The 19,488-nt window shown below is 62.4% G+C and carries 16 protein-coding genes; 14 read left to right on the top strand and 2 right to left on the bottom strand.

All coding sequences use genetic code 11. The annotated features are described in order from the left end of the window. Positions 1-29 precede the first annotated feature (29 nt). From BKY27_RS08905 to BKY27_RS08890, 4 genes are all read left to right on the top strand, one after another. On the top strand, positions 30-1,142 hold the full coding sequence (locus BKY27_RS08905; RefSeq protein ID WP_071674113.1) for an extracellular solute-binding protein: 1,113 nt from the start codon (positions 30-32) through the stop codon (positions 1,140-1,142). An 80-nt stretch (positions 1,143-1,222) separates the two neighbouring features. After that, positions 1,223-1,513, top strand: a complete 291-nt coding sequence (locus BKY27_RS08900; protein ID WP_071674112.1) for a DUF1330 domain-containing protein — start codon at positions 1,223-1,225, stop codon at positions 1,511-1,513. Next, positions 1,510-3,066 (top strand): ABC transporter permease, encoded by a 1,557-nt coding sequence (locus tag BKY27_RS08895; protein ID WP_071674111.1) that lies wholly within the window; start codon positions 1,510-1,512, stop codon positions 3,064-3,066. The genes BKY27_RS08900 and BKY27_RS08895 overlap by 4 nt, the downstream gene beginning before the upstream one ends. 5 nt (positions 3,067-3,071) lie before the next feature. Then, entirely contained in the window at positions 3,072-3,926 is an 855-nt protein-coding gene (locus tag BKY27_RS08890; protein WP_071674110.1) for an ABC transporter permease, read from the top strand. Positions 3,927-4,032: 106 nt separating this feature from the next. Here the strand turns inward: BKY27_RS08890 and BKY27_RS08885 are convergent, their stop codons facing one another. Further along, complete coding sequence (locus tag BKY27_RS08885; protein ID WP_071674109.1) at positions 4,033-4,770, bottom strand: SDR family NAD(P)-dependent oxidoreductase; 738 nt, start codon at positions 4,768-4,770, stop codon at positions 4,033-4,035. Next, positions 4,767-5,540, bottom strand: coding sequence for an SDR family oxidoreductase (locus BKY27_RS08880; RefSeq protein ID WP_071674108.1), 774 nt, complete (start codon positions 5,538-5,540; stop codon positions 4,767-4,769). Before BKY27_RS08880 ends, BKY27_RS08885 begins: the two co-directional genes overlap by 4 nt. 179 nt (positions 5,541-5,719) lie before the next feature. On the opposite strand from BKY27_RS08880, the gene BKY27_RS08875 reads away from it, so the two are divergent. The 10 genes from BKY27_RS08875 (at position 5,720) to BKY27_RS08830 (ending at position 19,236) form a co-directional block, all read left to right on the top strand. Continuing rightward, positions 5,720-6,922: an acyl-CoA dehydrogenase family protein gene (locus BKY27_RS08875; RefSeq protein WP_233491804.1), complete on the top strand. Its 1,203-nt coding sequence runs from the start codon at positions 5,720-5,722 to the stop codon at positions 6,920-6,922. Further along, on the top strand, positions 6,922-7,941 hold the full coding sequence (locus BKY27_RS08870; protein ID WP_071674106.1) for a phosphotransferase family protein: 1,020 nt from the start codon (positions 6,922-6,924) through the stop codon (positions 7,939-7,941). Before BKY27_RS08875 ends, BKY27_RS08870 begins: the two co-directional genes overlap by 1 nt. 898 nt (positions 7,942-8,839) lie before the next feature. After that, positions 8,840-10,408: an ABC transporter substrate-binding protein gene (locus BKY27_RS08865; RefSeq protein WP_071674186.1), complete on the top strand. Its 1,569-nt coding sequence runs from the start codon at positions 8,840-8,842 to the stop codon at positions 10,406-10,408. Positions 10,409-10,500: 92 nt separating this feature from the next. Continuing rightward, complete coding sequence (locus tag BKY27_RS08860) at positions 10,501-11,457, top strand: ABC transporter permease (protein WP_071674105.1); 957 nt, start codon at positions 10,501-10,503, stop codon at positions 11,455-11,457. An 11-nt stretch (positions 11,458-11,468) separates the two neighbouring features. Then, positions 11,469-12,392 carry an ABC transporter permease gene (locus BKY27_RS08855; protein WP_084667908.1) on the top strand — a complete coding sequence of 308 codons (924 nt, stop codon included), beginning with the start codon at positions 11,469-11,471 and terminating at the stop codon, positions 12,390-12,392. A 4-nt stretch (positions 12,393-12,396) separates the two neighbouring features. Continuing rightward, a complete protein-coding gene (locus tag BKY27_RS08850; RefSeq protein WP_071674104.1) occupies positions 12,397-14,028 on the top strand; it encodes an ABC transporter ATP-binding protein in 1,632 nt (543 codons plus the stop codon). A gap of 165 nt (positions 14,029-14,193) precedes the next feature. Further along, a complete protein-coding gene (locus tag BKY27_RS08845) occupies positions 14,194-15,147 on the top strand; it encodes an ABC transporter substrate-binding protein (RefSeq protein WP_071674103.1) in 954 nt (317 codons plus the stop codon). A gap of 8 nt (positions 15,148-15,155) precedes the next feature. Continuing rightward, the gene (locus BKY27_RS08840) at positions 15,156-16,196 is read left to right on the top strand and encodes a quaternary amine ABC transporter ATP-binding protein (RefSeq protein WP_071674102.1); all 1,041 of its coding nucleotides are present in this window, start codon (positions 15,156-15,158) and stop codon (positions 16,194-16,196) included. Continuing rightward, positions 16,193-18,235, top strand: a complete 2,043-nt coding sequence (locus BKY27_RS08835) for an ABC transporter permease (RefSeq protein ID WP_071674101.1) — start codon at positions 16,193-16,195, stop codon at positions 18,233-18,235. Before BKY27_RS08840 ends, BKY27_RS08835 begins: the two co-directional genes overlap by 4 nt. Further along, on the top strand, positions 18,232-19,236 hold the full coding sequence (locus BKY27_RS08830; RefSeq protein ID WP_071674100.1) for a GlxA family transcriptional regulator: 1,005 nt from the start codon (positions 18,232-18,234) through the stop codon (positions 19,234-19,236). Before BKY27_RS08835 ends, BKY27_RS08830 begins: the two co-directional genes overlap by 4 nt. Positions 19,237-19,488: the final 252 nt, after the last annotated feature.

Genomic DNA, 19,488 nt, shown 5'->3' with positions numbered 1-19,488 from the left:
ACAAAAGACGATCAACAGAGGAGACTATAATGAAACTGAAAAGCGTTCTCATGCTGACCAGCGGGGCTGTTCTTGCCGCTCCGATGGCAATGGCGCAGGACATGGCAAACGACATGACGCTCGTCAGCTGGGGCGGTGCATACCAGACCAGCCAGGTGCGCGCCTACGCCGAACCCTACATGGCAATGCATCCCGACGTCAGTGTCGTCTGGGACGAAAGCTCGAACGAGGCCGTGGCCCGTCTGCGCGCCATGAACGAAGCTGGCAACATCACCTGGGATCTCGTGGACGTCGTGGCCTCTGACGCCATCCGCCTCTGCGACGAAGGTCTGGCGATGGAAATCGACGCCGACGAAGTTCTGGCCCCGGCGCCCGACGGCACCCCGGCCTCGGAAGACTTCGGCGACCTGCTGGTGTCCGATTGCTTCATTCCGCAGATCGTTTACTCCACCACCTTCGGCTATCGCAACGATGTGGCCGAGTGGAACGGTCGCACCCCGGACAACATCTGTGACGTGTTTGACCTGGAAAACTTCCCCGGTCAGCGGTCGCTGGAGCGTCGTCCGATCAACAACATGGAATGGGCGCTGCTGTGCTCGGGCGTCGCGATGGAAGACATCTACGACGTGCTCGAGACGGAAGAGGGCATCGACCAAGCCTTTGCAATGCTCGACACCATCAAGGACGAAACTGTCTGGTGGTCCGCCGGTGCAGACACGCCGCAGCTGCTCGCCGATGGCGAAGTGGTGATCGGCTCGACCTATAACGGTCGTCTGTTCAGCGTGATCGAAGAGCAGGACCAGCCGGTATCCATGCTGTGGGACGCACAGGTGTTCGACCTTGACGGTTGGATCATCCCCGAAGGTCTGCCGGAAGATCGCCTTGCCCGCGTTCTGGATTTCGTTCGCTTCGCGACCGACACCCAGCGTCTGGCTGACCAGGCCCAGTACATCTCGTACGGCCCGGCCCGCGCCTCCTCGGCTCCGCTGGTTGGCACCCACGCCGACCTGGGCATCGAGATGGGTCCGCACATGCCGACCGACCCGGCAAACGCGACGCGCACCATTCTCTACAACTACGAATGGTGGGCAGACTATCGCGACGATCTGGACGCCCGTTTCCAGGCGTGGCTGTCGCAGTAAGCTTTTAGGCGACGTTCGGGTGGGCCAGTCTCGTGGCCCACCCACCCCTTCACACGGCTGGCGCTGGCAGGGAGATGACCATGCCCAAAGGCTATATCATCGGGCATATCACCGTGACGGACCCGGAAAGCTACCCGGAATACATCCGCCGAGATACACCCATCCTTGAACGGCTTGGAGCCAAGTTCCTCGTTCGGGGTGGCACGTCCGAAGTGCCTGAAGGCGAAACCCACGATCGCCATGTGGTGATCGAGTTTCCCAGTTTCGAAGCCGCCAAAGCCGCCTATTACGATCCAGACTATCAGGAAGTGGCCGAGATCCGCCGGGCCTCGGCGGACAGTGTCATCATCCTAGTGGAAGGCCACGAATGACCGACAACACGGCACAAACGCCCTCCGGCCCTGTGTTGGCCGCGGACGGGCGCCCCCTGAAAGCGAGCCTCAACCGCGCGCTTCGGGCCCAGAAGATCCGGGCGCTCTTGCTGATCGCGCCGCTCCTGATCTTTATTCTCATCACATTCATCGCCCCGATCGCGGACATGTTGTTCCGCTCGGTGGAAAACCAGATCGTCCGCGATACGCTGCCGCGCACGGTCGTCGCGCTGGATACGTGGACGAACACGGACGAGGCGCCGGGCGAAGACGTCTACGCCGCGCTCTACTATGACATTTTCGAAGCGGCCGAGTTCCGCAACCACAGCCGCGTCGGCAGCCGACTGAACTACGAGCTGACCGGCGTGTCCTCGATGTTCCGCCGTGCGGGTCGGGGTGTGGGACGTTTCGACACCGATATCTACACCGATCAGTTCACCGCGCTGGACCCGGCCTGGGCCGAGTATGAAACCTGGACCGGCCTGATGGACGACGACGCCATTCGCGCCGCATTGCCGGAAACGTCGGATGCCTTCGACACCTGGATTCATATCACCATCGACGCGAACGATGACGTTCCCGCCGAGGAAGACATCGAGGATTTCGTTTTCACGGCGCTATATCGTGACCTCAGCAACACTGGCTATTCTGGCAGCAATGCCCTGCTTTCGACGGCCGCCGATGCAGTCGCCGGTTTCGAGTCCGTGTCGCTGCGCGACCAGTTCGCGGATATGGACGAGGACTGGCTGGACCCGACGGTGATGGAAACCATCAAGGTCTATTCGCCCAGCTACACGCCCGGCTACTTCCTGACCGCGATCGACATGCAGTTGACCGCCGATGGCGTCAGCGCGCAGCCCGAGGACCGGCGCATCTACGTCACCCTCTTTGAACGCACGCTGTTCATGTCGATGGTCATCATGGGCAGTTGCGTCCTGTTGGGCTACCCCATCGCCTTCCTGCTGGCAAATCTGCCGACGCGGGTGTCGAACCTGCTGTTGATCCTTGTTCTTCTGCCGTTCTGGACATCGCTCTTGGTGCGAACGTCGGCGTGGAAGGTTCTGTTGCAGCAACAAGGGGTGATCAACGACGTGCTGGTGTGGATCGGGCTTGTCGCCGATGACAACCGATTGCAATTGATCAACAACCAGACCGGTACGATCATCGCCATGACGCATATCCTGTTGCCGTTCATGATCCTGCCGCTCTACTCGGTGATGCAAACCATTCCGCCGACCTATGTCCGGGCCGCCAAATCGCTTGGCGCGACGAACTGGACGGCATTTTGGCGGGTCTACTTCCCGCAGTCGGTGCCGGGGATCGGTGCGGGGTGTATCCTCGTCTTCATCCTGTCCATCGGCTACTACATCACGCCGGAACTGGTCGGCGGCCGGACGGGCACGTTCATCTCGAACCGGATTGCCTATCACATCTCGTCGTCACTGAACTGGGGCCTCGCGGCCGCGCTTGGCAGTATCCTGCTGGCGGTGGTCCTGCTCCTCTACTGGGCCTACGATAAACTCGTCGGCATCGACAACGTGAAGCTGGGGTAAAGATCATGAGCAGCCTTCCTCCTTATGCGACGACCGGCCAGCGGATCTGGTTCTATGGGTTCCGGGTGATCTGTGGGTTAATCTTCTTCTTCCTGATCGCCCCGATCATCACCATTATCCCGCTGAGCTTTAACGCCGAGAACTTCTTTACCTTCACGCCGGGGATGCTGGCGCTGGATCCCGAGGCTTACAGCCTGCAACACTATCGGGATTTCTTCACCAACCCCAACTGGCAGCAGCCCTTGTGGAACTCGATCAAGATCGCGCCTATGGCGACGTTCCTGTCGGTTTCGCTCGGCACGCTGGCGGCCATCGGCCTGAGCCAGAGCCATGTACCCTTCAAGGGCGCAATCATGGCAATCCTGATCTCGCCGATGATCGTCCCGCTGATCATCTCGGCGGCTGGCATGTACTTCTTCTACAGCCGCATCGGCTTGCAGGGGACGTATCTGGGCGTGGTGCTGGCCCATGCGGCACTGGGCATTCCCTTCGTTATCATCACGGTAACGGCGACGCTTGTGGGCTTTGACCGCTCGTTGACGCGGGCGGCGGCAAATCTGGGGGCCGATCCGGTAACAACCTTTTTCAGGGTGCAGATGCCGCTTATTCTGCCGGGCGTGATTTCGGGTGGTCTGTTTGCCTTCATCACCTCGTTCGATGAGGTGGTGGTGGTGTTGTTCGTCGGCTCCGCCGGGCAGAAGACCCTGCCGTGGCAGATGTTCACCGGCCTGCGCGAGCAGATTTCGCCCACCATTCTGGCGGCGGCGACGATCCTGGTCAGTATCTCGGTCGTCTTGCTGGCGACCGTCGAAATCCTGCGCCGCCGGTCCGAGCGTTTGCGGGGCATGAGCCCTCAGTAAGCACCGACAGACATACAGTCATGAAATGGGCGGTCCTTCGGGGCCGCCTTTTTTGTGTGCTACGCAGATTTGTAAAGGAGGGGCCGGAACGCGCAGGCGGCAGGGGTCAGTACGCCGTGACTCCGCCATCGACGGCGATGGCCTGCCCGGTGAGATAGCTGTTGGCCGGATCGAGCAGCGCCAGCATGGTCGCCACCACTTCCTGCGCCGTGCCCAGACGTTTCATCGGGCTGGCCTGTGCCAGAAAGTCCTGCTTGTCGGCCATGGCCCCTTGGGTCACCATCGGGGTGTCACTGTAGAATGGGCAGATCGCATTGACGCGAATGTTGTTGCGCGCCTCTTCGATGGCGGCGGTCTTGGTCAGGCCGACAACCGCGTGTTTCGCGGCGGCATAGGCGGCCAGTTTGGGGGCCGCACCGAGACCGGCGACCGAGGCCACGTTCAGGATCGTGCCGCCATCGGCCCGCATCAGGGGGATCTGGTGCTTGAGGCCAAAGAAGACGCCCTTGGCATTGACCGCGTGGATCAGGTCGAACTCATCCTCGCGGATCTCGGTGAGGGGCTTCATCGGGCCCGCAAGCCCGGCGTTGTTGACGGCGATGTCGAGGCGGCCGAATTGCTCGATGGCGAGGTCGGACAGCGCCTGAACCTTGTCTTCCCTGGTCACATCGCAGCGCATGTAGGTGGCGACATGGCCACGCGCCACGTGGCGCAGGCCCCACTTGTTTCGATCCCCCATGACCAGCAGCGCGCCTTCCTCTGCCATCGCCTCGGCCAGAAGTTTCCCGAAGCCGCTGGCGGCGCCGGTAATCAGGGCAACCTTTCCGTCGAACCGTCCCATCATATCGTCAGCCCGCCATCGACGACCAGAAGCTCGCCGGTGGTGTAGCTGGCCGCATCGGACACGAGGTAGAGCACCGCACCGGCCATTTCAGACGGCTCGGCAGGGCGTTTGATGGGCAGGCGGGCCATGATCTCCTTGTAGTGCTTCTCGCTCTCGAGGAGAGCGCCCGCGAACTTGGTTCGGGTCCAGCCCGGAGCAAGGGCATTCACCCGGATGCCAAGCGGCGCGCATTCCTTGGCGAAGGCGCGGGTCATGTTCACGACGGCGGCCTTGGTGATGGAATAGGTGCCCTGCATGTCGCCGGGTTCCAGCGCGTTGACCGAAGAGGTGTTGACGATCGCGCCCTTGCCCTGCTCTCGCATCATCTTGCCCGCTGCGACCGACATGAAGAAATAACCACGGATGTTCACGTCCAGCGTCTTTTCGAAACTGGCCTGATCGGTATCGAGGATATGCCCGAAAAAGGGGTTGGTGGCGGCGTTGTTTACCAGGATGTCCAGCCGCCCGTGGGTGGATGCGATATGGTCGAAGATCGTTTCGATCTGGTCCATGTCGCCGATATGGCAGGGGAACGCCTCGGCGCTGCCCCCTGCCTGGGTGATGGCCTCGGCCACGGCGGTGCAGCCGTCGATCTTGCGGCTTGAGACGATCACATGGGCGCCGTGCTCGGCCAGTATCTTGGCAATCTCTTCGCCGATTCCCCGGCTGGCACCGGTCACAAGGGCGATGCGGCCGGAGAGGTCGAAAAGCGGATGCGGGGTGATGGTCATGGCGCGGTCCTCCCTGTCTGACATGGGGCAAGGCTAGGCGCCATGAAGCGAAAGGCAAGCGGTTTCCGGGGCGGGCCAGAGTGACACTACGGCAGAGTTGACAGGGGGCACGGTGCGACCCACCGTTGCGCCTGAGACAGATGGAGGAGAGAGCGGTGGATTTCGAGCCGACCCAAAAAATGCGTGACCTACAGGCGCAACTGACCGAGTTCATGGAGGCGCATATCTATCCCGCCGAGGCGGTGTTCGCGCGGCATTTCGAGACCACGGAGACGCTGTTCCGCACCCCCGATTTCTATGATGATCTGAAGGACAAGGCCCGCGCGGCAGGGCTGTGGAACCTGTTTCGACCCAAGGCACATGGCGGCGACCTGACCAATCTGGAATACGCGCCGCTGGCCGAAATCATGGGCCGGGTCTGGTGGTCGCCCGAGATATTCAATTGCAACGCGCCCGATACCGGCAACATGGAAACCCTGATGCTCTACGGCACAGAGGCGCAAAAGGCCCGCTGGCTGGAACCGCTGTTGGCGGGCACGATCCGGTCCGGCTTTGCGATGACCGAACCCGACGTGGCCTCTAGCGACGCCACCAATATCCGCACTGAAATTCGCCGGGATGGCGACACTTACGTGGTGAACGGCACCAAATGGTACACCACCGGCGGGATGCGCGAGAGCTGCGCCGTCTTCATCGTCATGGGCAAATCCGACGCCGACAACCCCGACCGGCACAAGCAACAGAGCATGATACTGGTGCCGCGCGACACGCCGGGGGTGAAGATCCTGCGCCACGTGACGACGTTTGGCTATCACGATGCGCCGTTTGGCGAAGCCGAGATCGCGTTCGACGATGTGCGGGTGCCGGCGGAAAACCTGCTGCTTGGCGAGGGCCGGGGGTTCGAGATCGCGCAGGGGCGGCTTGGACCGGGGCGGATTCACCACTGTATGCGGCTGGTGGGGGCGGCGCAGCGCGCGCTGGATCTGGCAATGGACCGCGTCGAAGAACGCGAGACCTTCGGGCGCAAGCTGAGCCAGCACCAGTCTGTGCGCGAGGACATCGCCAAGAGCTGGTGCGAGATCGAACAGGCGCGGCTGCTGACGCTGAAAGCCGCCGCCAAGATAGACCGCGAGGGCGCGAAGGCCGCGAAAGACTTGATTTCGGCGATCAAGATCGTGGCGCCGATGATGGCGCAGACGGTGATCGACCGGGCCATCCAGATCCATGGCGGCAAGGGGCTGACACAAGATACGCCGTTGGCGGAATTATTCAACTATGCCAGACAGATACGGTTTGCCGATGGCCCGGACCAAGTGCACATGATGGCGCTTGGGCGGCAATTGGTGCGGGCCCGTCATGCGGGAAACAAGGGGCCGGTCTGATGGAGGAAGCAGAGCTGCGGCCGCTGGGGCGCTACCTGGAGGGGGCGGTTGAGGGCTTCAAGGGGCTGCGCACGGCGCAGAAGTTTACTGACGGGCAGTCCAACCCGACGTTCAAGCTGCGGGCCGAAAGCGGAACCTACGTCCTGCGGCGCAAACCGCCGGGGGAGTTGCTGAAGTCGGCCCATGCGGTGGACCGGGAATTCAGGGTGCTGGCGGCGTTGGCACAGACGGATGTGCCGGTGGCGCGGGCCCTGCATCTTTGTGCGGATGAGAACGTTCTGGGCTCGATGTTCTATGTCATGGAATTCGTCGAGGGCCGGGTTTTCTGGGACCCGGCGCTGCCCGGTCTGGCCCCGGCAGAACGCGCCGAGATATACGATCAGATGAATGCGGTGCTGGCCGCGATCCATTCCGTCGATCTGGAGGCCGTTGGGCTGGCCGATTTCGGGCGCCCCGGCGGATATTACGACCGGCAATACGCGACATGGGTACGCCAGTATCGCGCGACCGAGACCGAAGCGATCCCCGAGATGGAGAGGATCATCGACTGGCTTGGGGCCAACATGGTAACCGATGACGGGCGCGTGTCGCTGGTGCATGGCGACTACCGACTGGATAACGTGATGTTTGCGCCGGACGCGCCGCGCCTGATCGCGGTGATGGATTGGGAATTGTCGACTCTCGGCCATCCGCTGGCCGACCTGGCCTATCAATGCATGTTGTGGCGGATGCCGCCGGGGCCGGTGCTGAGCGGGCTGGAGGGGCTGGATCGGCGGGCGCTCGGGTTGCCGACGGAAGAGGCCTATGTCGCCCGCTATTGCGAGCGGATGGGACTGCCGGGCATCGAGAACTGGCCGTTCTATCTGGTCTTCGGGCTGTTCCGGCTGGCTGCCATCGTTCAGGGCGTGAAATATCGCGGGTTGCAGGGCAATGCGTCGTCGGATCGGGCGCTGCAAGTGGGGGCCTTGGCGGCCCCGCTGGCACGCAAGGCCTGCGATATCCTCGATGAGACGGGCTGAGCCGGAATAGTCATTTTTATTCAGAATGTTGGGGCGCGAGTCTGCCGTGGCTTCGGGGCGGGGGAAAATCGTGCCGGATAGAGGGCGGCCGCCGTCAAGAAATTTGATCAAATGTTTGACGCAAGGTGATGTTCACGGGGAATCCCTTTGACTCGACATGGGAAAAGCCTTTGCAGTCCCACTTGTTCCTGACAGAGTTTCTGCAGCCGCAAAGGATCATTTCGTCGGGTCTTGGGCGGGCGGCAGGGCGGCGGTCGATAGGGACGGGGGTGGCCGGGTAGCGCAGAGTTTTGGGTGGGATTTGGATGAATTTGGTGCGTTTTTGCGGTACATTTTCTTTCAATATTTTGATGTTCGTACTCTAAAGCGCGCAAGTGGAATTCATGGCTAATATCAAAAATAGTCAAATTATAAGAACAGTTTAAACCTGATAGATAGCGCACTATTGGTGGTGAAGATCATCGCAATAGCTTCAATATTACAATAACTATCCCCGGCATACCGTTGCCTGGTGAGCTATCCACATCCTTCCCAATGCCCTCCGGCCCGAAGTCGTCCGTCCATCCGGCAGCGGCCGTTGGCAGTGCGCCGGGGACATCCTGTTTCCCCGCAGGGGCTCCGGCGCCGAAAGCCGCCACTGCCGGGCCAGAATGGGCCGTTGTGCCAGCAGGCCGATCAGTCGGCGGTGTCGCAAAATGGCCCGGACTGGTCGATTTCCGGTTTTCCATTGGGGTTGACCATGTAAGACTGACGCCATGAGACGGGGAAGACTCACTCATGACACCGGGCCTCGATGCCCGAATTCGGGGTGTGCCGCGATGGTGGTGCTGTCCCGACAAGATTGTTCCGAGATTTCAAATGTCTCGAAAACGACCCTGACAACAGCGGAGAAAAAAATATGACGAAGACTCCTCTCTTCACGGGTGGCGTCAGCCGCCGTGGCGTTCTGAAAGGGGCCTCTGCGCTTGGTGGCGCGGCATTGCTCGGGCCGATGGGCGCGCGGATGGCACGGGCCCAGCCGACGCAAGGCGGCGTTCTGCGCATCGGTCAGGCGCACGGGTCCACCACCGACTCGCTCGATCCGGGGTCGTGGGAAAACGACTTCATGATTTTGCAGGCCCATACCCGCAACAACTTCCTGACCGAGATCATGCCCGATGGCACGCTGCGCCCCGAGATCGCGGAAAGCTGGGAAGCGTCGGCGGATGCCGCCGAGTGGGTCTTCACCATCCGCTCGGGCGTGCAGTATCATTCCGGGCGCACCGTGACCGCCGAGGACGTGATCGCGTCGATCAACCATCACCGGGGCGAAGACTCCACCTCGGCGGCCAAGCCGATCGTGGAAGGCATCACCGAGATGCGCGCGGATGGCATGAATGTCATCTTCACGCTGGAATCGGGCAATGCCGACTTCCCGTTCATCATGTCGGATTATCACCTGCCGATCCTGCCCTCGACCGATGGTGCCATTGACCCGATGACCACCGACGGTTGCGGCCCCTACAGGCTCGACGATCTGGAGTTCGGTGTCAGCGCCACCTATTCCCGCCATGACGGATATTGGAAGGACAACGCCGCCTATTTCGACGGGGTGGAGCAGATCGCGATCCACGACGCGGCGGCCCGTCAGAACGCCCTTATCTCGGGGCAGGTTGACTACATCGACACCGTTGACCTGAACACGGTGCACCTGATGCAGCGCGCGCCGGGCATCAATGTCCTGTCGATCACGGGCTCGCAGCACTACGGCCTGCCGATGGATACCCGCGAAGCGCCGTTCAGCGACAACAATGTCCGTCAGGCGCTGAAATATGCCATCGACCGTCAGCAACTGGTGGATACGATCCTGAATGGCTATGGCTCGGTCGGGAACGATCACCCGATCAGCCCCGGTCAGCGGTTCTTCAACACCGAACTGGAACAGAAGACGTTCGATCCGGATCGGTCGCGCTACTACCTGCAACAAGCCGGTCTAGACAGTCTCGACGTGGATATCCACCTTGCCGACGCGGCCTTTGCCGGGGCGATCGACGCGGGTGTGCTCTACTCGGAAACCGCGGCGCAAGCGGGGATCAACCTGAATGTCGTGCGCGAGCCGAACGATGGCTACTGGTCCAATGTCTGGATGCAAAAGCCGTTCTGCGGCACTTACTGGGGTGGTCGCCCGACGGAAGACTGGATGTTCGCCACCGCCTATTCCGAAGGCGCGGCTTGGAACGAGTCCTATTGGAGCAACGAGCGATTCAACGAGCTTCTCATCGAAGCCCGTGCCGAGCTGAACGAAGACCTGCGCCGCGAAATGTATTTCGAGATGCAGGATCTGGTCGCCAATGACGGCGGCACGATCATCCCGATGTTCGCGGCCTATGTGGGCGCCTACAGCGATGCACTGGCCCATAACGACCAGATCGCGTCCAACTGGCGCAATGACGGTCACCGCATTTCCGAGCGGTGGTGGTTCGCCTGATCCACTCAGCCCCCCGGCCCGAAAGGTCCGGGGGGTAATCGTCTTGAACGGGATCAAGCCGGGCCCGACGGGTGCGGCCTGTAGGGGAACACATGTCACATATCTGGAAAATGGTCTTCAAGCGTTTGGGCCTTGGCTTTCTGACGCTTTTCATCGTGTCGCTTCTGATCTTCCTCGCCACCGAACTTTTGCCCGGTGACTTTGCGCAGGAATTCCTGGGACAATCCGCGACACCCGAAACCGTGGCCGCCATCCGGCGCCAGCTTGGCCTCGATCTGCCCATGCATATCCGCTACATCCAATGGCTTGCGGGCGTTCTGCACGGCGATTTCGGCACATCGCTGGCCAATCACCGGCCGGTGATCGACCTGATCGGGGGGCGGCTTGGCAACACCTTGTTCCTTGCGCTTTACGCCGCCGCCATCGCGGTGCCGCTGTCGCTGATGCTGGGCATTCTGGCTGCGCTGTTCCGCAATTCGTTCTTCGACCGTTTCGTCAACGCCTCGGCCCTGACGTCGATCTCGTTCCCCGAATTCTTCGTGGCCTATATCCTGATCTTCTGGCTGGCCGGGATGGGCGGCATGTTCCCCTCGATGGCGAATTTCCGCGGCGACCCGAATTTTCTGGATATGCTCTATCGCACCTTCCTGCCCGCGATCACCCTGACGCTGGTGGTCACCGCGCACATGATGCGGATGACGCGGGCGGCGATCATCAACCTGCTGGCCAGCCCCTATATCGAGATGGCGCGGCTGAAGGGGATGACGCCCATGCGGGTCATCGTGCGCCACGCGCTGCCCAATGCGCTGGCCCCGATCATCAACGTGATTGCGCTGAACCTTGCCTACCTGATCACCGGGGTGGTCGTGGTCGAGGTGGTCTTCGTCTATCCGGGCCTTGGACAGTTGATGGTCGATAGTGTGGCCGCGCGCGACATGCCCGTGGTGCAGGCCGTGGCGCTGATTTTCGCGGCGGCCTATGTGCTGCTCAACCTCACGGCGGACGTGTTGGCGACCTTGTCCAACCCGCGCCTCGTGCATCGTCGCTGAGGGGGACGGGTATGGGACCGTTGATCGTATTACTCTGGGCTGTCGCCGTCATTGCCGCCTGCCTCGTGGCGGGCTGGCTGTTTCGCACCGTGGCTATCGTTGCCACCCCGCACACCATCAAGCGGGAACTGCGCACCGCGCCGCTGACCGCGTCGTTCGGGATGCTGGTGATTGTCATTTACATCTTCGTGGCCATTTTCGCCCCGCTGATCGCGCCGTTCCCGGAGCGAGAGATCGTCGGACCGGAATACATGCCATGGGACCACATCCACCTGCTGGGGACCGACAATCTTGGGCGCGACATGCTTTCTCGTCTGATCTTCGGCGCACGAAACACGGTGGGGATCGCTTTTGTCACCACGGCGTTGGCGTTCCTGATCGGCGCGATCCTCGGCCTGCTGGCGGCGACTGTCGGGGGCTGGCTGGACCAGATCCTCAGTCGTGTCGTCGATGTGCTGATGGCGATCCCGGCGCTGATCTTCTCGCTTCTGCTGCTGACGATCTTTGGCACGTCGATCCCGACACTGATCCTTGTGATCGCGGTGATCGACTCGACCCGCGTGTTCCGTCTGGCGCGGTCGGTGGCGCTGAATATCGTGGTGATGGACTATATCGAGGCCGCGAAGCTGCGGGGCGAGGGGCTGTGGCGCCTGATCACCCGTGAAATCCTGCCCAATGCCCTTGCGCCGCTGGTGGCCGAGTTCGGGTTGCGGTTCTGTTTCGTTTTCCTCGCCATTTCAGCGCTCAGCTTTCTCGGCCTCGGCCTGCAACCGCCGATGGCGGACTGGGGGTCGATGGTGAAAGAGAACGCCACGCTGATTTCCTTCGGAGATATCACGCCGCTGTTGCCCGCGGGGGCGATCGCGCTGCTGACCGTTTCCGTGAACTTCGTCGTCGACTGGCAGCTGCACCGCGCCAGCGGCCTGAAGGAGTAAGCCCATGTCCGACACCTCCAACGACACCCGCGACCCTCTGCTGACGATGCGAAACCTTCGGATCGAGGGCCGCGCCGACGACACATGGGGCGAGATCGTCCATGGTATCGACCTCGACCTTTATCGGGGTGAAGTGCTTGGCCTGATCGGGGAATCCGGGGCGGGCAAGTCCACCGTCGGGCTGGCCGCCATGGGGTTCACCCGCGATGGCTGTCGCATCTCGGGCGGGGAAATCCGGTTCGACGGGATCGACCTGACCGAGGCCAGCGAAGCCACGAAGCGCCACTTGCGCGGTGCGCGGATCGCCTATGTGGCGCAATCCGCCGCGGCCAGCTTCAACCCCGCGCACAGGTTGATGGACCAATATTGCGAAACGCCGGTGCAGCATGGCGTCATGGGCCGGACCGAGGCGGAAAACGATGCGGTGGATCTTTACCGGCGGATGCAACTGCCGGACCCGGAACAGATTGGCTTTCGTTATCCGCATCAGGTTTCCGGCGGGCAGTTGCAACGGGCGATGACGGCGATGGCCATGGCCTGCCGCCCCGACCTGATCATCTTCGATGAACCGACCACGGCGCTGGATGTGACGACGCAGATCGAGGTTCTGGCGGCAATCCGCAACATCGTCGAGCAATTCGACACGGCGGCCATCTATATCACCCACGATCTGGCGGTGGTGGCGCAGATGGCGGACCGGATTAAGGTTCTGCTCCGGGGCGACGAGGTCGAAGAGGCCGACACGCGCAGTATGCTGGCGCAACCGAGGGAAGACTACACCAAGTCGCTTTGGGCCGTGCGCAGCTATGCCCGGGCCGAGCAGCCGCCTGTTGCAGAGGGAACGGTGCCCGTGGTCTCGATCAAGTCCATCACGGCGGGATATGGCACCGTGGATGTGCTGAAGGACGTGAGTTTCGACATCCATCAGCGTCGCACCGTTGCTGTGGTGGGCGAGTCAGGGTCCGGCAAATCCACCGCCGCGCGGGTCATCACCGGGCTGTTGCCACCGCGAGAGGGCGAGATACGCTTCGATGGCGAGGTGTTGCCCCCCGACTACCGGCGCCGAAGCCGGGACCAGCTGCGGCAGGCGCAGATGATCTACCAGATGGCCGACACCGCGCTGAACCCCAAGCTGCGCATCCGGGAACTGATCGGGCGGCCTGCGCAGATGTATCTGGGCTTGCAGGGGCGCAAACTGACCGACCGCATCCGGGATTTGCTGAGCCTGATCGAACTGGAGCCGGACGAGTATATCGACCGCCTGCCATCGGAACTGTCGGGCGGACAGAAACAGCGGATCGGCATTGCCCGTGCGCTGGCGGCGGAGCCCAAATTCATCATCTGCGACGAGGTCACATCGGCGCTTGACCAACTGGTCGCCGAGGGCATTTTGAAGCTGTTGGACAAGCTGCAAGGGGAGTTCGACCTCGCCTATATGTTCATTACCCACGATCTGGCGACAGTGAAGGCCATCGCCGACGATGTTGTGGTGATGAAAGAGGGGCGTGTTGTCGAACAGGGCTTGAAGGCGGATATGTTCCGGCCGCCGCACGATCCCTATACCGAGCTGCTTTTGTCCTCGGTCCCCGAGATGGACCCCGACTGGCTGACCAATGTGCTGAGCGATCGGACCTAATTGGCCGCTCTTGCAGTGGCGCGGTCAAGATGCGCCGGTGCTGGCGCTTTTGGGCGCTTGGCTGGCGCAAACGACAATATCCGGTAGCAATCCGGGCCAAACCCATGTGAAATGGGCGATACTGCGCATCTTGCGCCCAAAAAAAACTATCAGGGAGTGTCTGCAATGAAATCTGTATTTCTGTCCGGCCTGTCCGTCTTCGCGCTGGCTGGCGCGGTTTCGGCGGCCGATCTTGGCGATACCAGCCAACCGATCCGTCTGGCGATCAACGAATGGACCGGCCAGCACCTGACCACGCATATCGCTGGTCAGATGCTGGAACAGGCCGGGTATACGGTCGAATATGTGACCGCCGGCTACTACAACATGTATCAGGCGATCGGTGAGGGCGAGATTTCCGGTGCGCTGGAGGTTTGGGAATCCAACGTGGCCGACCAGTATTACGATGTCTTGGCCGACGGCAATATCGAGGATATCGGTGATCTGGGCCTCGTCGCCCGCGAAGGGTTTGCCTACCCGGCGCATGTGGCCGATATCTGCCCCGGTTTGCCTGCGTGGGAAGCATTGCAGGATTGCGCCATGCAATTCGCCACCGCCGAGACCGTACCGCAGGGCCGTCTTGTCGATTATCCCGCTGACTGGGGCACCCCCGGCGCCGACCGCGTCGCCGCGCTGGAACTGCCCTTCCGCGCGGTGCCTGCCGGGTCCGAAGGCGCCCTGATCGCGGAACTGCGCGCCTCGACCGAGCGCGGCACGCCACTGTTGATGGTGTTCTGGCAGCCGCATTGGGCCGCCTCGGCCTATGACGTGCAATTCGTCGATCTGCCCGAAGGCACCGATGAATGCTACACCGATCCGGCCTGGGGCCCGAACCCGGACGTGACCGGCGACTGTGACTTCCCGCCTTCCCGAATTTTCAAGACGGTCTGGTCCGGGTTTGCCGAGCAATGGCCCGCCGCCTACGAGATTCTGCAAGCCTACCAACTGACCACCGCCGAGCAGGAACCGATGATGGGCATGGTCGATGTGGACGGTGACGCGGTCGAGGATGTCGCTGCGGCCTATGTCGCGGATCACGCCGATGCGATTTCGGCCATGATCGCCGCGGCGACGGAGTAACCCGTCCCATGAGCACACCGGCCATCTCGGTCGACGGGCTTTGGCAGGTCTTCGGCACCGACGCCAAAGCCCGGTTGAAAGAGGCACTGGGGCGGAACGACACCGCCCCGGATGCCGCCTCGGACCTGCGCGAGTCCGGGTTGATCCCCGCCGTGCAGGACGCCAGTTTCGAGGTCCGCGAGGGCGAGTTGTTCGTCATCATGGGCCTGTCCGGCTCTGGTAAATCCACCATGATCCGCTGCGTGTCGCGGCTGGTCGAACCGACGGCAGGCTCGGTGAAGATCGACGGCGAAGATATCCTTGCCGCCAGCCCCAAGCGGTTGATCGAGCTCAGGCGGGAAAAGCTGGGCATGGTGTTCCAGCATTTTGGCCTGTTCCCGCATATGACCGTAGCCGAGAACGTGGCCTTTCCCCTGAAAATGCTTGGAAAATCGCGGGCTGAACGGCGCAGGCGCGCGCTGGAGGTCATCGAGATGGTCGGGCTGGACGGCCGCGAGGATGCCTATCCGCGCGAGTTGTCCGGCGGCCAGAAGCAGCGCGTGGGTATTGCCCGGTCACTGGCCGCGAACCCGGATACCTGGTTTCTGGATGAACCGTTTTCGGCGCTCGACCCGCTGATACGGCGGCAGTTGCAGGACGAATTTCTCAAGATCCAGTCCGGGCTCAACAAGACCATCGTCTTTATCACCCACGATATTTCCGAGGCGTTGAAGCTGGCCGACCGCATCGCGATCATGCGCGATGGCCGGATCGTGCAAATCGGCACCCCGGCGCAGATCGTGCTGAACCCGGTGGACGATTACGTGCGCGAGTTTTCACGCGACGTGGCCAAGGGGCGTCATGCCCGTCTCGACAGCGTGCTGCACACCGACACGCCGCCGCAGATGCCGGATGATCCAAAGCTGCGTCTGGACATGACGCTGGAGGAAGCGCTGGCCAATTGCATGTCGCTGTATGAACCAGTGCCTGTCTGGGACGACCGGGGCCGGATGGCGGGGTATGTGCATCCGTCCGATCTGGCGGCCGCGCTTCAGGTGGACCGGTCATGACCCTGCTAGCCCGGCTCACCCCCGGCGCGCGGGCAGCCCTCTTGGTGATCGCTGTCGGGGCGCTGTGCATGGCGCTGGACCGGTCGGCCAACTGGCTACCGGGGTGGCCGGATGCGCTGACCCTGCCTATGACGCAATGGGTCGGGGACGGGTTGGAATGGGTGTTCGACCTGATCCGCCCCGGCGTGCGGCTGATTTCGGCCCTGCTGGAATACCCGATGGCGGGGGTCAACTGGCTGCTGACGGAAACACCGTGGCCGCTGGTGCTTGGCGCGACGGTGGCGCTGGCTTGGTATGCGGGCGGGCTGTCGATGGCGGCACTGGCCAGCGTGGGTCTGGGGTTCGTCCTGATCTCGGGCTACTGGGTCGAGGGGATGAACACCTTGGCGCTGGTCTTCGTGTCGGTGCCGCTGGCGCTGATCCTTGGGCTGCTGATTGGCATATGGTCGAACGAAAGCCCGCGTGCGCGGCCGTGGATCGAGGCGACGCTCGACCTGATGCAAACAGTTCCGACCTTTGCCTATCTCACGCCGCTCCTGCTGCTGTTCGGGTTTGGCCCCGTGGTGGGCCTGATCGCGTCGGCGATCTACGCCGCGCCGCCGATGGCACGGAACACGGCGCTTGGCCTGCAAAGGGTCGAGGCCGAGGTAAAAGAGGCCGGGATCATGGCGGGCGCGACGCGGGCGCAGCAACTGATCCAGGTCGAGATTCCGGCGGCCTCGACCCAGATCATGATCGGCGTGAACCAAGCGCTGATGGCAGCGCTCAGCATGGTCATCATCGCCGCCGTGATCGGTGGTTTCGACGATATCGGGTGGGAAGTGCTGCTGACAATGCGGCAGGCCAATTTCGGGCAGAGCCTGCTGGCCGGTCTGGTGATCGTGGTGTTTGCCATCATCATCGACCGGATTTCGGCGCGCATGGCCACCTCGGGCCAACGCTTTGATCTGCGGATTTCGTGGATCATTCTGGGCGTCTCTGTGGTGGCCGCGATTGCCGCGTGGGCGCTGTTGCCGCCGCCCGGTGATTTTGCCCTGCTGGCCCCGACCGTCGAGGCGGTGGATAGCGGGCTGTCGCAATTCACCCGTGGGGCGGGGGCCACGCTCGATTCGATCAAGAACAACGCGATGTTCTACGGGCTGTTGCCGCTGCGCATCGGGCTCGACAGCGCGGTGTTGCCCTTTACCTGGGGGTTTTCCTGGACCCCTGGGATGAGCTGGATCTACTACGGCGTCGCCGGGCTGATCGGCCTGGGCGTGGCGCTGACCGGGCGGATCACGCTTGGCGCGTCGCTGGTGATCCTTGCCGGGGTGTTCGAGACCGGCATTTCCGAATTGCCGTGGCCCGTGGTCTTCGTCGGGGTGGGCGCGCTTGCGTGGGTTTCTGGCGGGTGGAAGCTGACGCGGCTGGTGGTGATCCTGCTCTTGTTCATCGCCATCGCGGGCCTGTGGGAGCGGGCTTTGCTGTCGCTCTATCTCTGCGGGGCGGCGGTGCTGATCTGCGCGGTCGTTGGCGGTCTTCTCGGGCTGCTATCGGCTGTGTCCGCGACTGCGTGGGCGGTGATCCGCCCGGTCTGCGACATGCTGCAGACCATCCCGCTGTTCGTTTTCCTGATCCCGGTTTTGATGTTCTTCCAGATTGGCGAGTTCTCGGCGCTGTTGGCGATCATCGCCTATGCCATCGTGCCGATGATCCGCTATACGCGACATGGGCTGGTGACGACACCGGCCGAATTGCTGGAGGCCGCGACGTCTTCGGGTGCCACCAAGTGGCAGACGATGAAAGAGGTCCGCGCGCCCTATGCCGCGCCGACGATCCTGCTGGGGCTGAACCAGACGATCCTGTACGCCTTTGCCATGCTGGTGATTGCCGCGCTGATCGGCACCACGGGGCTGGGGCAGTCGATCTATATCGCGCTTGGCTCGGCCAATGTGGGGCTTGGCATCGTGGCGGGGGCTGCGATGGCGATCCTTGCCTTGATTGCCGATCGTATCGTACAGGGCTTTGCAGAAGAACGGCGGAGGGCCTTGGGCCTATGAGCGACGAGTTCATCCCCAAGGGGGTGGCCCATGTGGATCTGGACCCCGGACAGACAACGGAAATCATCAGTTTCCTGTTGCTGCCCAAATTGTCCCTTCTGGCCTTTACCTCGGCCATCGAACCCCTGCGGATAGCGAACCAGTTGACGGGGCAAAAACTCTATAGCTGGCAGATGATTACCCAGGACGGCAAGCCGGTGCGCGCGTCGAACGGGGTCGAGATCGGGGCCAGTTGCGCCTTGGACGATGCCCGGATCACCGGTCCGCTCTTTGTCTGTTCGGGGGTGGAGCCCGATACCGTGGTGACCGACCGGGTGGCGGGGCTGGTGCGGCGACATTGGCGGATGGGCCATCAGGTGGGGGGATTGTGCACCGGGGCCTATGCGTTGGCCCGCGCGGGGATATTGAAGGACCGCGATTTCACCCTGCATTGGGAGAACATGCCCCCCTTCCGCGAGAGCTTTCCCGATCTGGAGCCGCTCGACCAGCTTTATGCGATCGACGATCGCATCGTGACCTGCGGCGGCGGGTCGTCCGCGACGGACCTGTTCCTGCGGCTGATTTCCGAACGCTTTGGCCCGATCCTGTCGCATTCGGTATTGAACATGTGCCTGCACCCGGTGCATCGGTCCGAGGAAGAGGCGCAGCAATCGTCACGCGCGGCGTCGCTCGGGACGCGCAATCGCAAATTGCTGCAAATCTTGCGCTACATGGAAGAGAACATCGAAGAGCTGATCTCGCTCGACGATCTCGCGACCCGGTTCAAGGTGTCCCGCCGCCAGATCGAGCGCCTGTTCCTGACGCATGTGAAGGCCACGCCCAAGCAATACCTGACCGACCTGCGCCTGCGGCGGGGACGAATGCTGCTGGCGGAAACGGACATGAAGGTGGCTGATATCGCCAGCTCTTGCGGGTTTGAATCGACCAACCATTTTTCCCGCCGGTTCCGAGAGAAATACGGGGTCTCGCCGCACAAGTTCCAGACGGCGGGGCGGGGGTAGGGCCGCGCCGAGACCACATGCCTGACGAACGTCCCGGGTCCTTGGCCGAGGTTGAACGCCGGAGGGCGGGTTTGGGCCGTCCTTGGCGATCAAGCCGGGTTGGCGAGTGGGATCTCCCGTCGCGCCGCCGCAAGGCCGGTTTGAGGCCATTGGGGCAATTGTCACAAGCCGCGCAGCGTCGGGCCGCGGTTCGGCGATCTGGAGCTTGAAGGCCGGCACTTTATCCCAGCCAAGTTCGTGTGACCTTTCGAC

It is taken from the genome of Nioella nitratireducens, assembly GCF_001879715.1.
GTDB classification, from domain to species: Bacteria; Pseudomonadota; Alphaproteobacteria; order Rhodobacterales; family Rhodobacteraceae; genus Nioella; species Nioella nitratireducens.
The sequence above is the reverse complement of the archived record's forward strand: the minus strand, read 5'-3'. Positions and strand labels throughout refer to the sequence as shown.